The sequence below is a fragment of the Noviherbaspirillum album genome (assembly GCF_035916955.1).
In the GTDB taxonomy this organism is placed as follows: Bacteria; Pseudomonadota; Gammaproteobacteria; order Burkholderiales; family Burkholderiaceae_D; genus Noviherbaspirillum; species Noviherbaspirillum album.
Window position 1 is genome coordinate 1 of the sequence record NZ_JAWIIV010000066.1, and the last position, 16,748, is coordinate 16,748.

Sequence of the window (16,748 nt, forward strand, 5' to 3'; positions counted from 1 at the left end):
CTTGCCATGGTCAACGTGACCAATCGTGCCCACATTCACGTGCGGTTTGGTCCGCTCAAACTTGCCTTTTGCCATTTTATATTTCCTTCAAAAAGAACGATTTGTTGAATTGTCTTTGATTTCGTGCGCCGGCCCACGGATTACATGGCCCGGCACGGCGTGGTCTTACTTGCCCTTGGAGGTAATCACTGCGTCGGCAACATTCTTCGGTGCCTCGGCGTAATGCTTGAACTCCATCGTGTACGTCGCACGGCCCTGGGTGAGTGAGCGCAATGTGGTGGAGTAGCCGAACATTTCCGACAACGGCACTTCGGCGCGAACGATCTTGCCGCCGCCCGGGATGTCGTCCATACCCTGGATCATGCCGCGGCGGGAAGACAAGTCGCCCATCACGTCACCCATTTTTTCTTCCGGCGTTTCAACTTCGACTGCCATCATCGGTTCGAGCAGGACCGGGCTGGCCTTGCGGCAACCGTCCTTGAACGCCATCGACGCGGCCATGCGGAAGGCGTTTTCGTTGGAGTCGACGTCATGGTAGGAACCGAAGAAGAGGGTCACCTTAACGTCAACAACCGGATAGCCCGCCATCACACCGGCCGGCAGGGTTTCGAGAATACCCTTCTCAACTGCCGGGATGTATTCACGCGGAACGACACCGCCCTTGATCGCGTCGACGAACTCGAAACCCTTGCCCGGCTCTTGCGGTTCAATCTTCAGTACAACGTGGCCGTACTGACCGCGGCCGCCCGACTGCTTGACGAACTTGCCTTCGATTTCTTCGCATGTCTTGCGGATGGTTTCGCGGTAGGCAACCTGCGGCTTGCCGACGGTAGCTTCTACACCGAATTCGCGGCGCATACGGTCGACGATAATTTCCAGGTGCAGTTCGCCCATACCCGAGATAATAGTCTGACCGGATTCTTCGTCGGTCTTGACGCGGAACGAAGGATCTTCCTGCGACAGGCGATTGAGCGCGAGGCCCATCTTTTCCTGGTCAGCCTTGGTCTTCGGCTCGACAGCCTGGGAAATCACCGGCTCCGGGAACACCATGCGCTCGAGAGTGATGACCGCTTCCGGATCGCACAGGGTTTCGCCTGTGGTGGCTTCCTTCAGGCCGACCGCAGCGGCGATGTCGCCCGCACGGACTTCCTTGATTTCTTCACGCTGGTTCGCATGCATCTGCAGCAGGCGGCCGATACGCTCCTTCTTGCCCTTGACCGGGTTGTACACGGTGTCGCCCGAATTCACGACACCGGAATACACGCGGAAGAAGATCAGTTGGCCGACGAACGGGTCGGTCATGATCTTGAATGCGAGCGCGGAGAATTTCTCGTTGTCGTCGGCCTTGCGCAGCGCGGGCTGCTCGTTCTCATCGGTGCCTTCGACCGGCGGAATGTCGGTCGGTGCCGGCAGGTATTCGATCACGGCGTCGAGCATGGCCTGCACGCCCTTGTTCTTGAACGCGGTGCCGCACATCATCGGGACGATTTCACCGGCGATGGTGCGCTGGCGAATTGCCTTCTTGATCTCTGCTTCGGTCAGGTCGCCCTCTTCGAGGTACTTGTTCATCAGTTCTTCGTTAGCTTCGGCTGCTGCCTCGACCATCTTCTCGCGCCACTCGGCGCAAGTGGCCTGCAGGTCCGCCGGGATATCGCGCAGGTCGAACTTCATGCCCTGGGAAGCGTCGTCCCAGTAGATTGCCTTCATCCTGACGAGGTCGACCACGCCTTCGAAGTTTTCTTCGGCGCCGATGGGCACCTGCATCGGGATCGGATTGGCCTTCAGGCGAGCACGCATCTGCTCGTAAACCTTGAAGAAGTTCGCGCCGGTACGGTCCATCTTGTTGACGAATGCCAGACGCGGCACACCGTACTTGTTTGCCTGACGCCACACGGTTTCGGATTGCGGCTGCACACCACCCACTGCGCAGTACACCATGCATGCACCGTCCAGGACGCGCATCGAACGCTCCACCTCGATGGTGAAGTCGACGTGGCCCGGGGTGTCGATGATATTGATGCGGTGCTCAGGGAAGTTGTTGGCCATGCCCTTCCAGAAGCAGGTCGTTGCAGCGGAGGTAATGGTGATACCGCGCTCCTGCTCCTGCTCCATCCAGTCCATGGTCGCTGCGCCGTCGTGCACTTCGCCGATCTTGTGGTTAACACCGGTGTAGTACAGGATACGTTCGGTAGTGGTTGTCTTACCGGCATCGATGTGAGCGGAAATACCGATATTGCGGTAGCGCTCGATGGGGGTCTTGCGAGCCATATTCAATCCTAAGTCTTTTAATGGTAGAAAACCGAGCGTCACTTTTTCAAGGGATGCGCCCGGTTTTAACCAAGTTACATTGCAGAGCCTTCAACGATGCGAAGGCAACTATTGTGTTATTGCTATTAGAAACGGAAGTGGGAGAACGCCTTGTTGGCTTCTGCCATGCGGTGCACTTCGTCACGCTTCTTCATCGCACCACCGCGGCCTTCCGCAGCCTCCATCAACTCGCCGCCCAGACGCTGCGGCATGGACTTCTCGCTGCGCTTGTTGGCAGCTTCGCGCAGCCAGCGCATGGAGAGAGCCATGCGGCGGACAGGACGCACTTCAACCGGCACCTGGTAGTTTGCACCACCAACGCGGCGGGATTTGACTTCAACCATTGGCTTGGCGTTATTCAGCGCTGCAATAAATACTTCCAGCGGATCCTTGCCGGACTTTTGCTTGATATGGTCAAACGCGCCATAGATGATGTTTTCGGCGACCGATTTTTTACCGGACAGCATCAGGACGTTGACGAATTTCGCTACATCAACATTACCAAACTTGGGATCAGGCAGGATTTCCCGTTTCGGGACTTCACGACGACGTGGCATTTCTATTCCTTTCACTCTTCAGTTGAGCGACGGCACTGAGTGTTTTACCGCTCGCTCGCGGTGGCCATCATGACCATCCACTTACTCGACCCAGTCGGGGCCGACTCGCATTCCGCGTGGTGAAGCACCTTGAGGGGAGGCTCCGTGCGGAAAAATCAATTACTTCTTGGCGGCTTTCGCGCGCTTGGCACCGTACTTCGAACGTGCCTGCTTACGATCCTTGACGCCCTGGGTATCCAGTGCACCGCGAACCATGTGGTAACGCACACCCGGCAAGTCCTTGACACGACCGCCGCGGAGCAGCACGACGCTGTGCTCTTGCAGGTTGTGGCCCTCACCGCCGATGTACGAGATCACCTCGAAACCGTTGGTCAGGCGAACCTTGGCAACCTTACGGAGCGCCGAGTTCGGCTTTTTAGGAGTCGTGGTGTACACACGGGTGCAAACACCGCGCTTCTGCGGGCTGTTTTCCAGCGCCGGCGACTTGCTTTTCACAGCGCCCGAAGTCCGGGGCTTGCGAATAAGTTGATTGATGGTTGGCATCGGTCTTTAATCCAACAAAATGAAACGTTGATAAATACAGCTCCGAAATCGATTGCCCGAAGCTGGGGGAAAACCATTGCGCTATGCGCGTCGATTTTGAAACCGGAAAGGGGATAAGCATCGCAGAGGCGGGAGACTTGGACCAAAGAACGCTTAAGCCCGAAGAGCTTAAAATCGAGAACTCGCGAGTATATGCCCATTGCCGATCTGCGTCAACCGTGCTATGTGCTTGTATTGTCGGGAGATTTGGTTGCCCGACTTGTTCAGCTACGGTTTCCTTGGCAGCCTGCTACACCGAAGCGACGGGATGCTGCAATGGCCCGCGATCGTGGAAAAGGTTTGACGCCGGCGTGCAGACACTGGCCGCAGGCAGGCATCATTGCGATAACCGACGCAATGTTGCTTTGCTTTCAGCCTCCACAAGGATGGCGAGTCGAGCCGGATCGGTTTGTATTGCCGGGTATGCTTGCGACGGCACAGCCATATTCCGTCTTAATAAAAAGCTGGCGATAAAAAACGGCACCGCATGCGGTGCCGTTTTTATTGGGACTGACGAGATCAGGTTTCGCTGCTGTCCTGATTGCCATCGGTGGTGATGGTTGCTTCGGTTGCCGCTTCCGATTCCACAGCACGGGCCGTTTCTTCGGCTTGCAGCAGTGCGGAGCGCTCTTCCGCTTCCCATGTCTCCTTTTCCTTGCGGGCACGGTGGTAAGCGAGACCGGTACCGGCGGGGATCAGGCGACCCACGATGACGTTTTCCTTCAGGCCGCGCAAGCCGTCCTTCTTGCCCATGATCGCAGCTTCGGTAAGCACGCGGGTGGTTTCCTGGAACGATGCCGCGGAGATGAAGGAGTCGGTCGACAGCGATGCCTTGGTGATACCGAGCAGCACGTTCTCGTACGTGGCCGGCAGTTTGCCTTCGGCAATGACGCGATCGTTTTCGTCCAACAGCTCGGAGCGCTCGACCTGCTCGCCCGGGATGTAGGCCGTATCGCCGGCGCTGACTACTTGCACGCGGCGCAGCATCTGACGCACGATCACTTCAATGTGCTTGTCGTTGATCTTCACACCCTGCAGGCGGTACACGTCCTGGACTTCGTCGACGATGTAACGCGCCAGCGCTTCGATACCCAGCAAGCGCAGGATGTCCTGCGGATCGGCCGGGCCGTCCACGATCATCTCGCCCTTGTTGACCACCTGGCCGTCGTGCACCAGCACCTGCTTGTCCTTGGTGATCAGGAACTCGTGCTTGTTGCCGTCCATGTCGGTGATTTCCAGGCGCTGCTTGCCCTTAGTCTCCTTGCCGAACGCGACCGTACCAGTGACTTCGGCCAGCATGCCGGCATCCTTCGGCGAACGCGCTTCGAACAGTTCGGCCACGCGCGGCAGACCGCCCGTGATGTCACGTGTCTTCTGCGACTCGGTCGGGATACGCGCCAGTACTTCACCGACGGAAACCTGCTGACCATCCTTCACCGTGATCAGCGCGCCGACCTGGAAGCCGATCGTCACGGCGTGCTCGGTGCCGGCGATCTTGACTTCCTCGCCCTTTTCATTGAGCAGCTTGACCTGCGGACGAACCACCTTGGTGCTCGGGCCGCGGCGCTTCGCATCGATGACGACCAGGGTCGACAGACCGGTGACTTCATCGATCTGCTTGGCCACGGTCACGCCTTCCTCGACATTCTCGAACTTCACCGTACCGGAGTATTCGGTGATGATCGGACGGGTCAGCGGATCCCATGTCGCCAGCGCGGTACCGGCCTTGATGGTGAGACCATCCTTGACCAGCAGGGTCGCGCCATAAGGCACCTTGTGACGCTCGCGCTCGCGGCCGTGGTCGTCGGTGATCAGCACTTCGCCGGAACGGGAAATGACGATCTGTTCGCCCTTGCCGTTGGTGACGTAGCGCATGGTCGCCGTGAAGCGCACCGTGCCGTTCGACTTCGCTTCGACGCTGGAAGCCACCGCCGCACGCGACGCCGCACCACCGATGTGGAAGGTACGCATTGTCAGCTGGGTACCCGGTTCGCCGATCGACTGCGCTGCAACAACGCCGACCGCTTCGCCGGAGTTGACCAGCATGCCGCGGCCGAGATCGCGGCCGTAGCACTTGGCGCACAGGCCATAGCGGGTGTCGCAGGTAAGCGGCGTGCGCACCTTGACTTCGTCGATGCCCAGACGCTCGATGTCTTCCACTGCATCTTCATCCAGCAGGGTGCCCGATTCGTACGCAGTTTCCTGGGTTTCCGGATTGACGACATCGGTCGCCGCGACACGGCCGAGAATACGGTCGCGCAACGCTTCGATGACTTCACCACCCTCGACCAGGGCCTTCATCGACGCGCCGTTTGCAGTGCCGCAATCGTCTTCGATGACAACCAAATCCTGGGTCACGTCGACCAGGCGGCGTGTCAGGTAACCGGAGTTTGCTGTCTTCAGCGCCGTGTCGGCCAGACCCTTACGGGCGCCGTGCGTGGAGATGAAGTACTGCAACACGTTCAAGCCTTCGCGGAAGTTCGCGGTAATCGGCGTCTCGATGATCGAGCCGTCCGGCTTGGCCATCAGGCCTCGCATACCGGCGAGCTGGCGAATCTGCGCCGCGGAACCGCGGGCGCCGGAGTCAGCCATCATGTAGATGGCGTTGAATGATTCCTGCGTGCCCTTTGTGCCGTCGCGCTTGACGACGTCTTCCACCTTAAGCTGCTCCATCATGGCCTTGCCGACTTCATCGCCGGCCTTGCCCCAGATGTCGACCACCTTGTTGTAGCGCTCGCCCGCGGTGACCAGACCGGAAGCGTACTGCTGCTCGATCTGTTTCACTTCGTGCTCGGCCTGGGCAATGATGGTGTGCTTCTGCGGCGGCACCAGCATGTCGTCCACGCAGATGGAAATACCGGCGCGGGTTGCGAGGCGGAAACCGGACTGCATCAGTTGGTCGGCGAAGACCACGGTTGCGCGCAGGCCGCACTTGCGGAACGAAGTGTTGATGAGCTTCGAGATTTCCTTTTTCTTCAGGGCACGGTTCAGCACGCTGAACGGGAGGCCCTTCGGCAGGATTTCCGACAGGATGGCGCGGCCGACGGTTGTCTCGTAGCGCTTGACGGTCTTCACGAATTCGCCGGTTTCGGCATCCTTCGGATACTCGGTGATGCGCACGGTGATCCGTGTGGTCAGCTCGACTTCCTTGTTGTCGTAGGCGCGAATGACTTCGGCTACGTCAGGGAACATCATGCCTTCGTTCTTGCCGTTGATCTTTTCGCGGGTCGCATAGTACAGACCCAGCACGATATCCTGGGACGGTACGATCGACGGTTCGCCGTTCGACGGGAACAGGATGTTGTTGGAGGCCAGCATCAGGGTGCGGGCTTCCATCTGCGCTTCGATCGACAACGGAACGTGAACAGCCATCTGGTCGCCGTCGAAGTCGGCGTTGAACGCCGCACAGACCAGCGGGTGCAGCTGGATGGCCTTGCCTTCGATCAGGACCGGCTCGAACGCCTGGATACCGAGACGGTGCAGCGTCGGCGCACGGTTGAGCATGACCGGGTGTTCGCGGATGACTTCTTCCAGGATGTCCCAAACCACCGGTTCCTGGATTTCGACCAGCTTCTTCGCAGCCTTGATAGTGGTTGCGAGACCCATCAACTCCAGCTTGTTGAAGATGAAAGGCTTGAACAGTTCGAGCGCCATCAGCTTCGGCAGGCCGCACTGGTGCAGCTTGAGCTGCGGACCGACCACGATGACCGAACGGCCGGAGTAGTCGACGCGCTTGCCCAGCAGGTTCTGACGGAAACGGCCGCCCTTGCCCTTGATCATTTCAGCCAGCGACTTCAGCGGACGCTTGTTGGCGCCGGTCATCGCCTTGCCGCGACGGCCGTTGTCCAGCAGCGAGTCGACCGCTTCCTGCAACATGCGCTTTTCATTGCGCGTGATGATTTCCGGAGCACGCAACTCCATGAGGCGCTTCAGGCGGTTGTTGCGATTGATGACGCGGCGATACAGGTCGTTCAGGTCGGAGGTCGCGAAACGGCCGCCGTCCAGCGGTACCAGCGGACGCAGTTCCGGCGGCAGCACCGGCAGCACTTCCATGATCATCCAGTCCGGCTTGATGCCGGAGCGCTGGAATGCCTCGAGCACTTTCAGGCGCTTCGCATACTTCTTGATCTTGGCTTCGGACTTGGAATCCTTCAGTTCCTGGCGCAGGGTCTCGACTTCGCGGTCGATGTCGATCGAGCGCAGCAGTTCGCGGATGCCCTCAGCACCCATGAAGGCGGTGAAGTCGTCGCCGTATTCTTCATACTTGGCGGCGTAGTCGTCTTCCGACATGATCTGGCACTTCTTCAGCGGCGTCATGCCGGGATCAGTCACGACATAGGCTTCGAAGTAGAGAACGCGTTCGATGTCGCGCAGCGTCATGTCGAGCACCATGCCCAGACGCGACGGCAGCGATTTCAGGAACCAGATGTGAGCGGTCGGGGAAGCCAGTTCAATGTGGCCCATGCGCTCGCGGCGCACCTTGGCCAACGTGACTTCGACGCCGCACTTTTCGCAGATGACGCCGCGGTGCTTCAGGCGCTTGTACTTGCCGCACAGGCACTCGTAGTCCTTGATCGGGCCAAAGATCTTGGCGCAGAACAGGCCGTCGCGCTCGGGCTTGAATGTACGGTAGTTAATGGTTTCCGGCTTCTTGACTTCGCCGTAGGACCAGGAACGAATTTTTTCAGGCGACGCGAGGCCAATCTTGATCGCGTCGAATTGTTCGCTTTGCTGAACTTGCTTGAATAGATCGAGCAGTGCTTTCATTTGTATCACTCCAGTAAGGCGTGAAAATCATTTCGCGGTATTGCGAGGAAGCGTTATTTGCTGCAACCCTGTTCGCATCGGCGGGCGGGCCCTGCCACCTGCGTGGCACGAGTTCCGCCGATACCGGGAACAAACGCGACTTCCCAAACTGCATGCTGCTTGTTTCGTTGCCGCCTGCCGGTCTCCCGGCAGGCTTGCTGCATGATCCTTCTCGGATCAGTCCCGTTCCAGATCGATATCGATACCGAGGGAGCGGATTTCCTTCACCAGCACGTTGAAGGACTCCGGCATGCCGGCGTCGATCACGTGGTCGCCCTTGACCAGATTCTCGTACACCTTGGTGCGGCCGGTCACGTCGTCGGACTTCACGGTCAACATTTCCTGCAGCACGTACGACGCGCCATAGGCTTCCAGCGCCCAGACTTCCATCTCGCCGAAACGCTGGCCGCCGAACTGCGCCTTGCCGCCCAGCGGCTGCTGGGTCACCAGCGAGTACGGGCCGGTCGAACGCGCGTGCATCTTGTCGTCGACCAGGTGGTGCAGCTTGAGCACGTGCATGTAGCCGACGGTGACGGTACGCTCGAAGGCTTCGCCGGTACGTCCATCGTACATGGTGACCTGGTTCTTCGACGGCGTCATGCCGAGTTGCTTGGCGATATCGTCCGGATAGGCGAGGTCGAGCATGCGGCGGATTTCATCCTCGTGCGCGCCGTCGAACACCGGCGTCGCAAACGGCACGCCGTACTTCAGGTTGTCGGCCAACGTAAGGATTTCATCGTCACTGAAGCTGTCCAGGTCCTCCGACTTGCCGGACTCGTTGTAGATCGTGGTCAGGAACTTGCGCAGTTCGGCCGCCTTGGCTTGCGCCTTGAGCATTTCGCCGATGCGCAGGCCGAGGCCCTTTGACGCCCACCCCAGGTGAACTTCCAGCACCTGGCCGACGTTCATACGCGACGGCACGCCCAGCGGGTTCAGCACAATGTCGGCCGGTGTGCCGTCTGCCATGTAAGGCATGTCTTCCACCGGAACGATGCGCGAAACCACACCCTTGTTACCGTGACGGCCCGCCATCTTGTCGCCCGGCTGCAGGCGACGCTTGACCGCAAGGTAGACCTTGACCATCTTCTGCACGCCAGGCGGCAGTTCATCGCCCTGGGTGAGCTTCTTGCGCTTCTCTTCGAAGGCGAGGTCGAACTGGTGACGCTTCTCGGCGATCGATTCCTTGATCGCCTCGAGGGCGGCGGCCAGATCGTCGTCGGCCGGACGGATGTCGAACCAGTGGTACTTGTCCAGATCGTCCAGGTATTCCTTGGTGATCTGCGCACCCTTGGCCAGCTTCTTCGGGCCGCCGTTGACGACTTTGCCGATCAACATCTTTTCCAGACGCTGGAAGGCATCGCCTTCCACGATACGCAGCTGGTCGTTCAGGTCCAGGCGATAGCGCTTGAGTTCATCGTCGATGATCTGCTGGGCGCGCTTGTCGCGCGGGATACCTTCGCGGGTGAAGACCTGCACGTCGATGACGGTGCCGACCATGCCGGACGGCACGCGCAGCGAGGTATCCTTCACATCGGATGCCTTTTCACCGAAGATCGCGCGCAGCAGCTTCTCTTCCGGCGTCAGCTGGGTTTCGCCCTTCGGCGTGACCTTGCCGACCAGCGTATCGCCGGCTTCGACTTCGGCGCCGATGTAGACGATGCCCGACTCGTCCAGGCGGGCCAGCTGGTTTTCCGCCAGGTTCGAGATGTCGCGGGTAATTTCTTCCGCGCCGAGCTTGGTGTCACGGGCAACGACGGACAGTTCTTCGATGTGGATCGAAGTGTAACGGTCGTCTGCAACCACGCGCTCCGAGATCAGGATCGAATCCTCGAAGTTGTAGCCGTTCCAGGGCATGAACGCCACCAGCATGTTCTGGCCGAGCGCGAGTTCGCCGATGTCGGTCGATGCGCCGTCCGCGATCACGTCATGTTTGGCAACACGGTCACCCACCTTGACGATCGGACGCTGGTTGATGTTGGTGTTCTGGTTGGAACGGGTGTACTTGATCAGGTTGTAGATATCGACACCGACTTCACCTGCCGCCGCTTCATCGTCGTTGACGCGAATCACGATACGGCCTGCATCGACGTAGTCGACGACGCCACCGCGCAGCGCCTGCACGGTGGTGCCGGAGTCGACCGCGACGGTACGCTCGATGCCGGTACCGACGAAGGCTTTTTCCGGACGCAGGCAGGGAACCGCCTGGCGCTGCATGTTGGCACCCATCAATGCGCGGTTCGCGTCATCGTGTTCGAGGAACGGAATGAGCGATGCCGCTACCGATACGACCTGACCCGGCGCCACGTCCATGTACTGGACGCGCTCGGGCGACACGAGAATGGTTTCGCCAGCCTGACGCGCCGACACCAGTTCATCGGACAGCTTGCCTTCGTTGCTGATCGTCGCGTTCGCCTGGGCGATCACATAGCGGCCTTCCTCGATCGCGGACAGGTAGTCGATCTGGTTGGTCACCGCGCTGCCTTCGACCTTGCGGTACGGCGTCTCGAGGAAGCCGTATTCGTTCAGGCGGGCATACAGCGCCAGCGAGTTGATCAGGCCGATGTTCGGACCTTCCGGCGTTTCGATCGGGCATACGCGACCGTAGTGGGTCGGATGCACGTCGCGCACTTCGAAGCCGGCGCGCTCGCGGGTCAGACCGCCCGGACCGAGCGCGGAAACGCGGCGCTTGTGGGTGATTTCCGACAGCGGATTGGTCTGGTCCATGAACTGCGACAGCTGCGACGAACCGAAGAACTCGCGGATCGCGGCTGAAATCGGCTTGGAGTTGATCAGGTCGTGCGGCATCAGGTTGTCCGCCTCGGCCTGGCCGAGACGCTCTTTGACCGCGCGCTCGACGCGCACGAGGCCCGCACGGAACTGGTTTTCGGCCAATTCGCCGACGCAGCGCACGCGGCGGTTGCCGAGGTGGTCGATATCGTCGACTTCGCCGCGGCCGTTGCGCAACTCGACCAGGATCTTGATCACTGCGAGGATGTCGTCGTTCGACAGCGTCATTGCGCCTGTCAGTTCGTCGCGGCCGATGCGGCGGTTGAACTTCATGCGGCCGACTGCGGAGAGGTCATAGCGCTCTTCGCTGTAGAACAGGCCGTTGAACAAGGCTTCCACCGAGTCTTCTGTAGGCGGCTCGCCGGGACGCATCATGCGGTAGATGGCGACGCGCGCGGCCATCTGGTCTGCAGTGTCATCCATGCGCAGCGTCTGCGAAATGTAGGCGCCCTGGTCCAGGTCGTTGGTGTACAGCGTCTGGATGTCGGTGACGCCGGCGTCGCGCAGGCGCGCCAGGACTTCTTCCGTCAGCTCGTCATTGGCATTGGCGATCACTTCGCCGGTGTCGGCGTCGACAATGTTCTTGGCCAGCACGCGGCCAAGCAAATAGTCTTCCGGAACGGAAATGTGCTTGATGCCTGCAGCGTCGATTTCACGCACATGCTTGGCATTGATGCGCTTGTCCTTGGCGACGATGACCTTGCCGGACTTGTCGGTGATGTCAAATCGCGCAACTTCGCCGCGCAGACGTTCTGCGACGAATTCCATCTCGCCGCCTTCGGAGCGGATGGTGAAGTTGTCGAACACGAAGAAGTTCGCCAGGATCTGCTCCGGCGTCATTCCGATGGCCTTGAGCAGGATCGTTACCGGCATCTTGCGGCGGCGGTCGACGCGGAAGAACAGGATGTCTTTCGGATCGAATTCGAAATCCAGCCACGAACCGCGGTAGGGAATGATGCGGGCCGAGAACAGCAGCTTTCCGGACGAGTGCGTCTTGCCGCGGTCGTGCTCGAAGAACACACCCGGGGAACGATGCAGCTGAGAAACGATCACACGCTCAGTACCGTTGATCACAAAGGAGCCGTTCGCTGTCATGAGCGGCAATTCGCCCATGTACACTTCCTGTTCCTTCATCTCCTTGACCACCGGCTTGGTCGGAGATTCCTTGTCTAGAATGACAAGGCGCACCTTGGCACGCAGCGGCGAGGCGAAGGTCAGGCCACGCTGTTGGCACTCTTTCACGTCAAACGGAGGGTCGCCCAACACATACGAGAGAAACTCTAGCCGTGCAAAACCATTGTGCGATACGATTGGGAAAATTGAGCTGAAGGCGGATTGCAGGCCTTCGTTCTTGCGTTGCGACGCAACTTTATCGGCCTGCAGGAAGCTCGTATAGGACTCGAGCTGGGTCGCCAGCAGGAACGGAACGTTGTGAACGTTAGCGCGTTTCGCAAACGATTTGCGAATGCGCTTCTTCTCAGTAAATGAGTAGTGCATGGACACTCCGTGAGTGACAGGAAGGATTGAGAATTCAGGTTTCGCCGCGGTTGGAGATGCGCTCCGGATGCCACATGCGAAACCTCAAGTCTCTGCCCTTCTTCTGCCTTAACTAGACTGATTGCCGCCCAATGTGCCGCAAAGCGCGTTTCGCCTTCGGCCTTGGTTCCTTTGCGTTGCCGACGACATCCAACTGATTCGCCGCCTTCGCCGTTACTGCTTCTTCCCCGATACCACTTGCAACGATTGCCTTCAGTACGAACGGCGTCGTGGTGCTATTGCCGCCTTGCTGCCTGGGTACTGCTATTGTTTCGTTGACTATTCGAGCCCGGGGGCGGCTCTTCAAAACTCGAAAACGACAAAGGAGCCAAGGCCGAACTCGCCCTTTCGAGAGAGTTCCGGGCCTTGACTCCGGCGATATTCAGGTTGCCCTGACAAGCCGCTATTACTTGAGGTCGGCTTTCGCGCCAGCTTCTTCCAGCTTCTTCTTGGCGGCTTCAGCGTCTGCCTTGGCGATGCCTTCCTTGACAGGCTTCGGTGCGCCGTCAACCAGGTCCTTGGCTTCTTTCAGGCCCAGACCGGTGATTTCGCGGACTGCCTTAATGACGCCAACCTTGTTCGCGCCCACTTCGGACAGAACTACGGTGAACTCGGTCTGCTCTTCAGCAGCAGCTGCGGCGCCGCCGCCGGCTGCCGGGCCAGCGACTGCCATTGCAGCTGCGGACACGCCAAATTTTTCTTCAAAAGCCTTGACCAGATCGTTCAGGTCCATTACGGACATCTGACCTACGGCTTCCAGGATATCGTCTTTGCTAATTGCCATTTGAAACTCCTAAATTTGATTCGGTAATTACATCTAATCGGTACTGACGCAAGAAGCGCTGAGGGCGATTACGCGCCTTCGGCTTCCTTCTTCGCTGCGAGAGCAGCCAAGGCGCGAGCAAAGCCGGAAACCGGAGCCTGCATGACACCCAGCAACTGGGAGATGAGGACTTCACGGCTCGGAATGCTGGCCAACGCTGCAACACCCGCTTTATCAAGCGACTTGCCTGCGTAATTGCCTGCCTTAACAACCAGCTTGTCGTTGGTTTTTGAAAAGTCGAAAACGACTTTTGCAGCTGCAACGGCGTCCTCGGAGATCGAGTAGATCAACGGGCCGGTCATTTCGGAGGCAAGGCCTTCAAACGGCGTGCCTTCGACGGCGCGACGTGCGAGCGTGTTTTTCAACACGCGCATGTACACACCCTGGGCACGCGCTTTGGCGCGCAGTTGCGTCAAGTGACCAACCTGGATGCCACGGTATTCGGCCACGACGATAGTCTGCGCAGTTGCTACCTTTGCGGAGACTTCGGCGACGACGGCCTTTTTGTCATTCAGATTGAGACTCAAGATCAACCTCCAAAAATGATGTTCGGCAAATGCCTCACATCGGTTCGAACACGGCGTCCGAAGTTCAGGAGTTCAGTGCTGGCATGGATCCAGCGTTGAGACTACAAAAACTTGTTCGGGTCACCATCTGCGTTGGGTGCCGGAGATTGCACTACCGGTGTTTAACTTTGCGCATCGGATGATGCACGCCGCCCAACGGTCTTTGATAATCTGGCTCCGGATCTGAATGCGACGGAAACGGAACCAGCCCAAAGATTCGCCTCGCACATGCTGCGTACGAGGACTTGATTCTTGCTTAAGCAGCCAGCGTTGTCTGGTCGACGCGAACGCCTGCGCCCATGGTCGACGAGATCGCAACTTTGCGGAGATACACGCCCTTGCTTGTCGCCGGCTTTGCCTTGTTCAGTGCATCAATCAGGGCCAGCAGATTGGATTTCAGGTCTGCATCGCTGAAGGACTTGCGGCCGATCGTTGCGTGGATGATACCTGCCTTGTCGGTACGGTACTGGACTTGACCGGCCTTAGCGTTCTTCACTGCAGTGGCGACGTCTGGCGTGACTGTACCGACCTTCGGGTTCGGCATCATGCCACGCGGACCGAGGATCTGACCGAGAGTACCGACGATACGCATGGTGTCCGGCGATGCGATCACGATATCAAAGGGCATGTCGCCTGCCTTGATACGATCTGCCAGGTCTTCCATGCCGACGATATCTGCACCTGCCGCTTTCGCAGCTTCTGCCTTGTCGCCGGATGCGAACACCGCGACGCGGACTGTCTTGCCCGTGCCTGCCGGCAGCACGACGGAGCCGCGGACGACTTGGTCGGACTTCTTGGCATCGACGCCGAGTTGTACGGATACGTCGATCGACTCGTCAAACTTTGCAGTAGCACATTCCTTGATCAGCGCAATCGCGTTGTCATATGCATACTGCTTTGTACGGTCAACCTTTGCCTTGATTGCTTGTGCGCGCTTGGACAACTTAGCCATTACAGACCCTCCACCGTGATACCCATGGAACGAGCGGAACCGGCGATTGTACGCACGGCGGCTTCCATGTCAGCTGCCGTAAGGTCCGGCATCTTTGTTGTTGCGATCTCTTCTGCCTGCTTGCGGGTGATCTTGCCGACCTTGTCGGTATGCGGCTTGGCCGAACCCTTTTGAATGCCTGCAGCCTTCTTGATCAGGATAGTTGCCGGGGGCGTCTTCATCACGAAAGTGAAGGACTTGTCGGCAAATGCAGTGATCACGACCGGGATCGGCAGGCCCGGCTCAACGCCTTGTGTCTGGGCATTGAAGGCTTTGCAGAATTCCATGATGTTCAGGCCGCGCTGACCCAGAGCCGGGCCAATCGGGGGAGACGGGTTGGCCTTACCAGCCGGCACTTGCAGCTTGATAAAACCGATAATTTTCTTTGCCATGATGGCTCCTACGTTGATTGAGTGATAGCGCCCGGTCGTTCGATTCGTGATGAACTACTCTTAACTACTGGGGCTCCTCTTTACTACTGGTACGGCTATTCGAATTTTGCAGACAATACGCCCACAACGCTCCGAGGGCGTCATTGCAATCTTTAACTGGAAGGAGCTTTTAGACCTTTTCGACCTGACCGAATTCCAATTCGACTGGAGTGGCTCGACCGAAAATCGTGACGGAAACGCGTACGCGCGATTTCTCGTAATTGACCTCTTCCACATTGCCGTTAAAGTCGGTGAAGGGGCCATCCTTGATGCGGACCATTTCGCCGACTTCGTACAGCACTTTCGGCCTTGGTTTTTCCACACCTTCCTGCATTTGGTGCAGGATCTTGTCGACTTCGTGCGGAGGGATCGGTGTCGGCTTGTTGGATTTGCCGCCGATGAACCCGGTGACCTTGCTGGTATTCTTCACCAGATGCCAAGTCTCGTCGGTCATTTCCATTTCTACGAGAACATAACCTGGGAAAAAGCGGCGCTCGGTCACGGACTTCTGTCCGTTCTTGACTTCGATGACTTCTTCGGTCGGAACCAGGATCTGACCGAATTTATCCTGCATCCCAGCGCGCTCTATGCGCTCCACGAGGGCGCGCTGAACACTTTTCTCCATGCCGGAATAGGCGTGCACGACGTACCAGCGCTTGCTGCCACCCGATGGCTGAGCCACTGCGTTTTCTTGTACGGTTTCGCTCATTTAACTTTTCCAGCCCAGGATCAGGTCGTACAACACAAATTCGAGAATCTTATCGGTACCAAAAAGAAAAATCGCCATGACCACCACAAAGCCGAAGACAACGGCGGTAATCTGCGTCGCTTCCTTGCGGGTTGGCCAAACCACTTTTTTCGCCTCGCGCACCGACTCTTTGGCAAAATTCAAAAAGTCGCGGCCCGGTTGGGAGGTCCATGCCACGCCCACTGCCACGAGCAAGCCGGCGACCAGCGCAGCGGCGCGGACGATAGTAGGTTTATCCGATAAAAAATAAAAACCGACGATACCCGCGATGACGGCACAAATAGCAAGAGCGACCTTTGCCTTGTCGCTCGATGTACCAACGGTTTCTACGGGTTGGTTAGACATACTGATGATTTCTTTCGGTGCCCTGCACCTTGATATCGGTGGCAGGGGCAGAGGGAATCGAACCCCCAACCTTCGGTTTTGGAGACCGACGCTCTGCCAGTTGAGCTATACCCCTACGCGTAAAACTTGCGCGAATCGATTGCACTGCATCGCTGAGGTTGACTCGACGATGCAGCGCATCAGTTCAGATATTACTCGATGATTTTGGCAACGACGCCGGCGCCGACGGTACGGCCGCCTTCGCGGATCGCGAAGCGCAGACCCTCTTC

At 58.5% G+C, this 16,748-nt stretch carries 12 protein-coding genes, 1 tRNA gene and 1 pseudogene; all 14 read right to left on the reverse strand.

Features of this window, described 5'->3' with window-relative positions:
- Positions 1-75, reverse strand: a pseudogene (locus RY831_RS31540) (GTP-binding protein); the annotation flags it as partial.
- A 90-nt stretch (positions 76-165) separates the two neighbouring features.
- On the reverse strand, positions 166-2,268 hold the full coding sequence (gene fusA, locus RY831_RS31545; protein ID WP_326510262.1) for an elongation factor G: 2,103 nt from the start codon (positions 2,266-2,268) through the stop codon (positions 166-168).
- A 125-nt stretch (positions 2,269-2,393) separates the two neighbouring features.
- The gene (gene rpsG, locus RY831_RS31550; protein WP_326510263.1) at positions 2,394-2,864 is read right to left on the reverse strand and encodes a 30S ribosomal protein S7; all 471 of its coding nucleotides are present in this window, start codon (positions 2,862-2,864) and stop codon (positions 2,394-2,396) included.
- 159 nt (positions 2,865-3,023) lie between these two features.
- Positions 3,024-3,407: a 30S ribosomal protein S12 gene (gene rpsL, locus RY831_RS31555; protein WP_326510264.1), complete on the reverse strand. Its 384-nt coding sequence runs from the start codon at positions 3,405-3,407 to the stop codon at positions 3,024-3,026.
- A 558-nt stretch (positions 3,408-3,965) separates the two neighbouring features.
- Positions 3,966-8,213 carry a DNA-directed RNA polymerase subunit beta' gene (gene rpoC / locus RY831_RS31560; protein WP_326510265.1) on the reverse strand — a complete coding sequence of 1,416 codons (4,248 nt, stop codon included), beginning with the start codon at positions 8,211-8,213 and terminating at the stop codon, positions 3,966-3,968.
- A 216-nt stretch (positions 8,214-8,429) separates the two neighbouring features.
- Positions 8,430-12,536 carry a DNA-directed RNA polymerase subunit beta gene (gene rpoB, locus RY831_RS31565; RefSeq protein WP_326510266.1) on the reverse strand — a complete coding sequence of 1,369 codons (4,107 nt, stop codon included), beginning with the start codon at positions 12,534-12,536 and terminating at the stop codon, positions 8,430-8,432.
- A gap of 445 nt (positions 12,537-12,981) precedes the next feature.
- The gene (rplL, locus tag RY831_RS31570) at positions 12,982-13,359 is read right to left on the reverse strand and encodes a 50S ribosomal protein L7/L12 (protein ID WP_326510267.1); all 378 of its coding nucleotides are present in this window, start codon (positions 13,357-13,359) and stop codon (positions 12,982-12,984) included.
- A 68-nt stretch (positions 13,360-13,427) separates the two neighbouring features.
- Complete coding sequence (gene rplJ / locus RY831_RS31575) at positions 13,428-13,925, reverse strand: 50S ribosomal protein L10 (protein ID WP_326510268.1); 498 nt, start codon at positions 13,923-13,925, stop codon at positions 13,428-13,430.
- 295 nt (positions 13,926-14,220) lie between these two features.
- A complete protein-coding gene (rplA, locus tag RY831_RS31580; RefSeq protein WP_194722362.1) occupies positions 14,221-14,916 on the reverse strand; it encodes a 50S ribosomal protein L1 in 696 nt (231 codons plus the stop codon).
- A complete protein-coding gene (gene rplK / locus RY831_RS31585) occupies positions 14,916-15,347 on the reverse strand; it encodes a 50S ribosomal protein L11 (RefSeq protein WP_057293073.1) in 432 nt (143 codons plus the stop codon). Before rplK ends, rplA begins: the two co-directional genes overlap by 1 nt.
- A gap of 169 nt (positions 15,348-15,516) precedes the next feature.
- The gene (gene nusG, locus RY831_RS31590; protein WP_326510269.1) at positions 15,517-16,095 is read right to left on the reverse strand and encodes a transcription termination/antitermination protein NusG; all 579 of its coding nucleotides are present in this window, start codon (positions 16,093-16,095) and stop codon (positions 15,517-15,519) included.
- Positions 16,096-16,479: a preprotein translocase subunit SecE gene (secE, locus tag RY831_RS31595; protein WP_326510270.1), complete on the reverse strand. Its 384-nt coding sequence runs from the start codon at positions 16,477-16,479 to the stop codon at positions 16,096-16,098.
- 39 nt (positions 16,480-16,518) lie between these two features.
- Positions 16,519-16,594, reverse strand: a tRNA-Trp gene (locus RY831_RS31600).
- Between the two features lie 76 nt (positions 16,595-16,670).
- A partial coding sequence (locus tag RY831_RS31605; protein ID WP_004557332.1) for an EF-Tu C-terminal domain-related protein occupies positions 16,671-16,748 on the reverse strand: 78 nt, incomplete at its 5' end.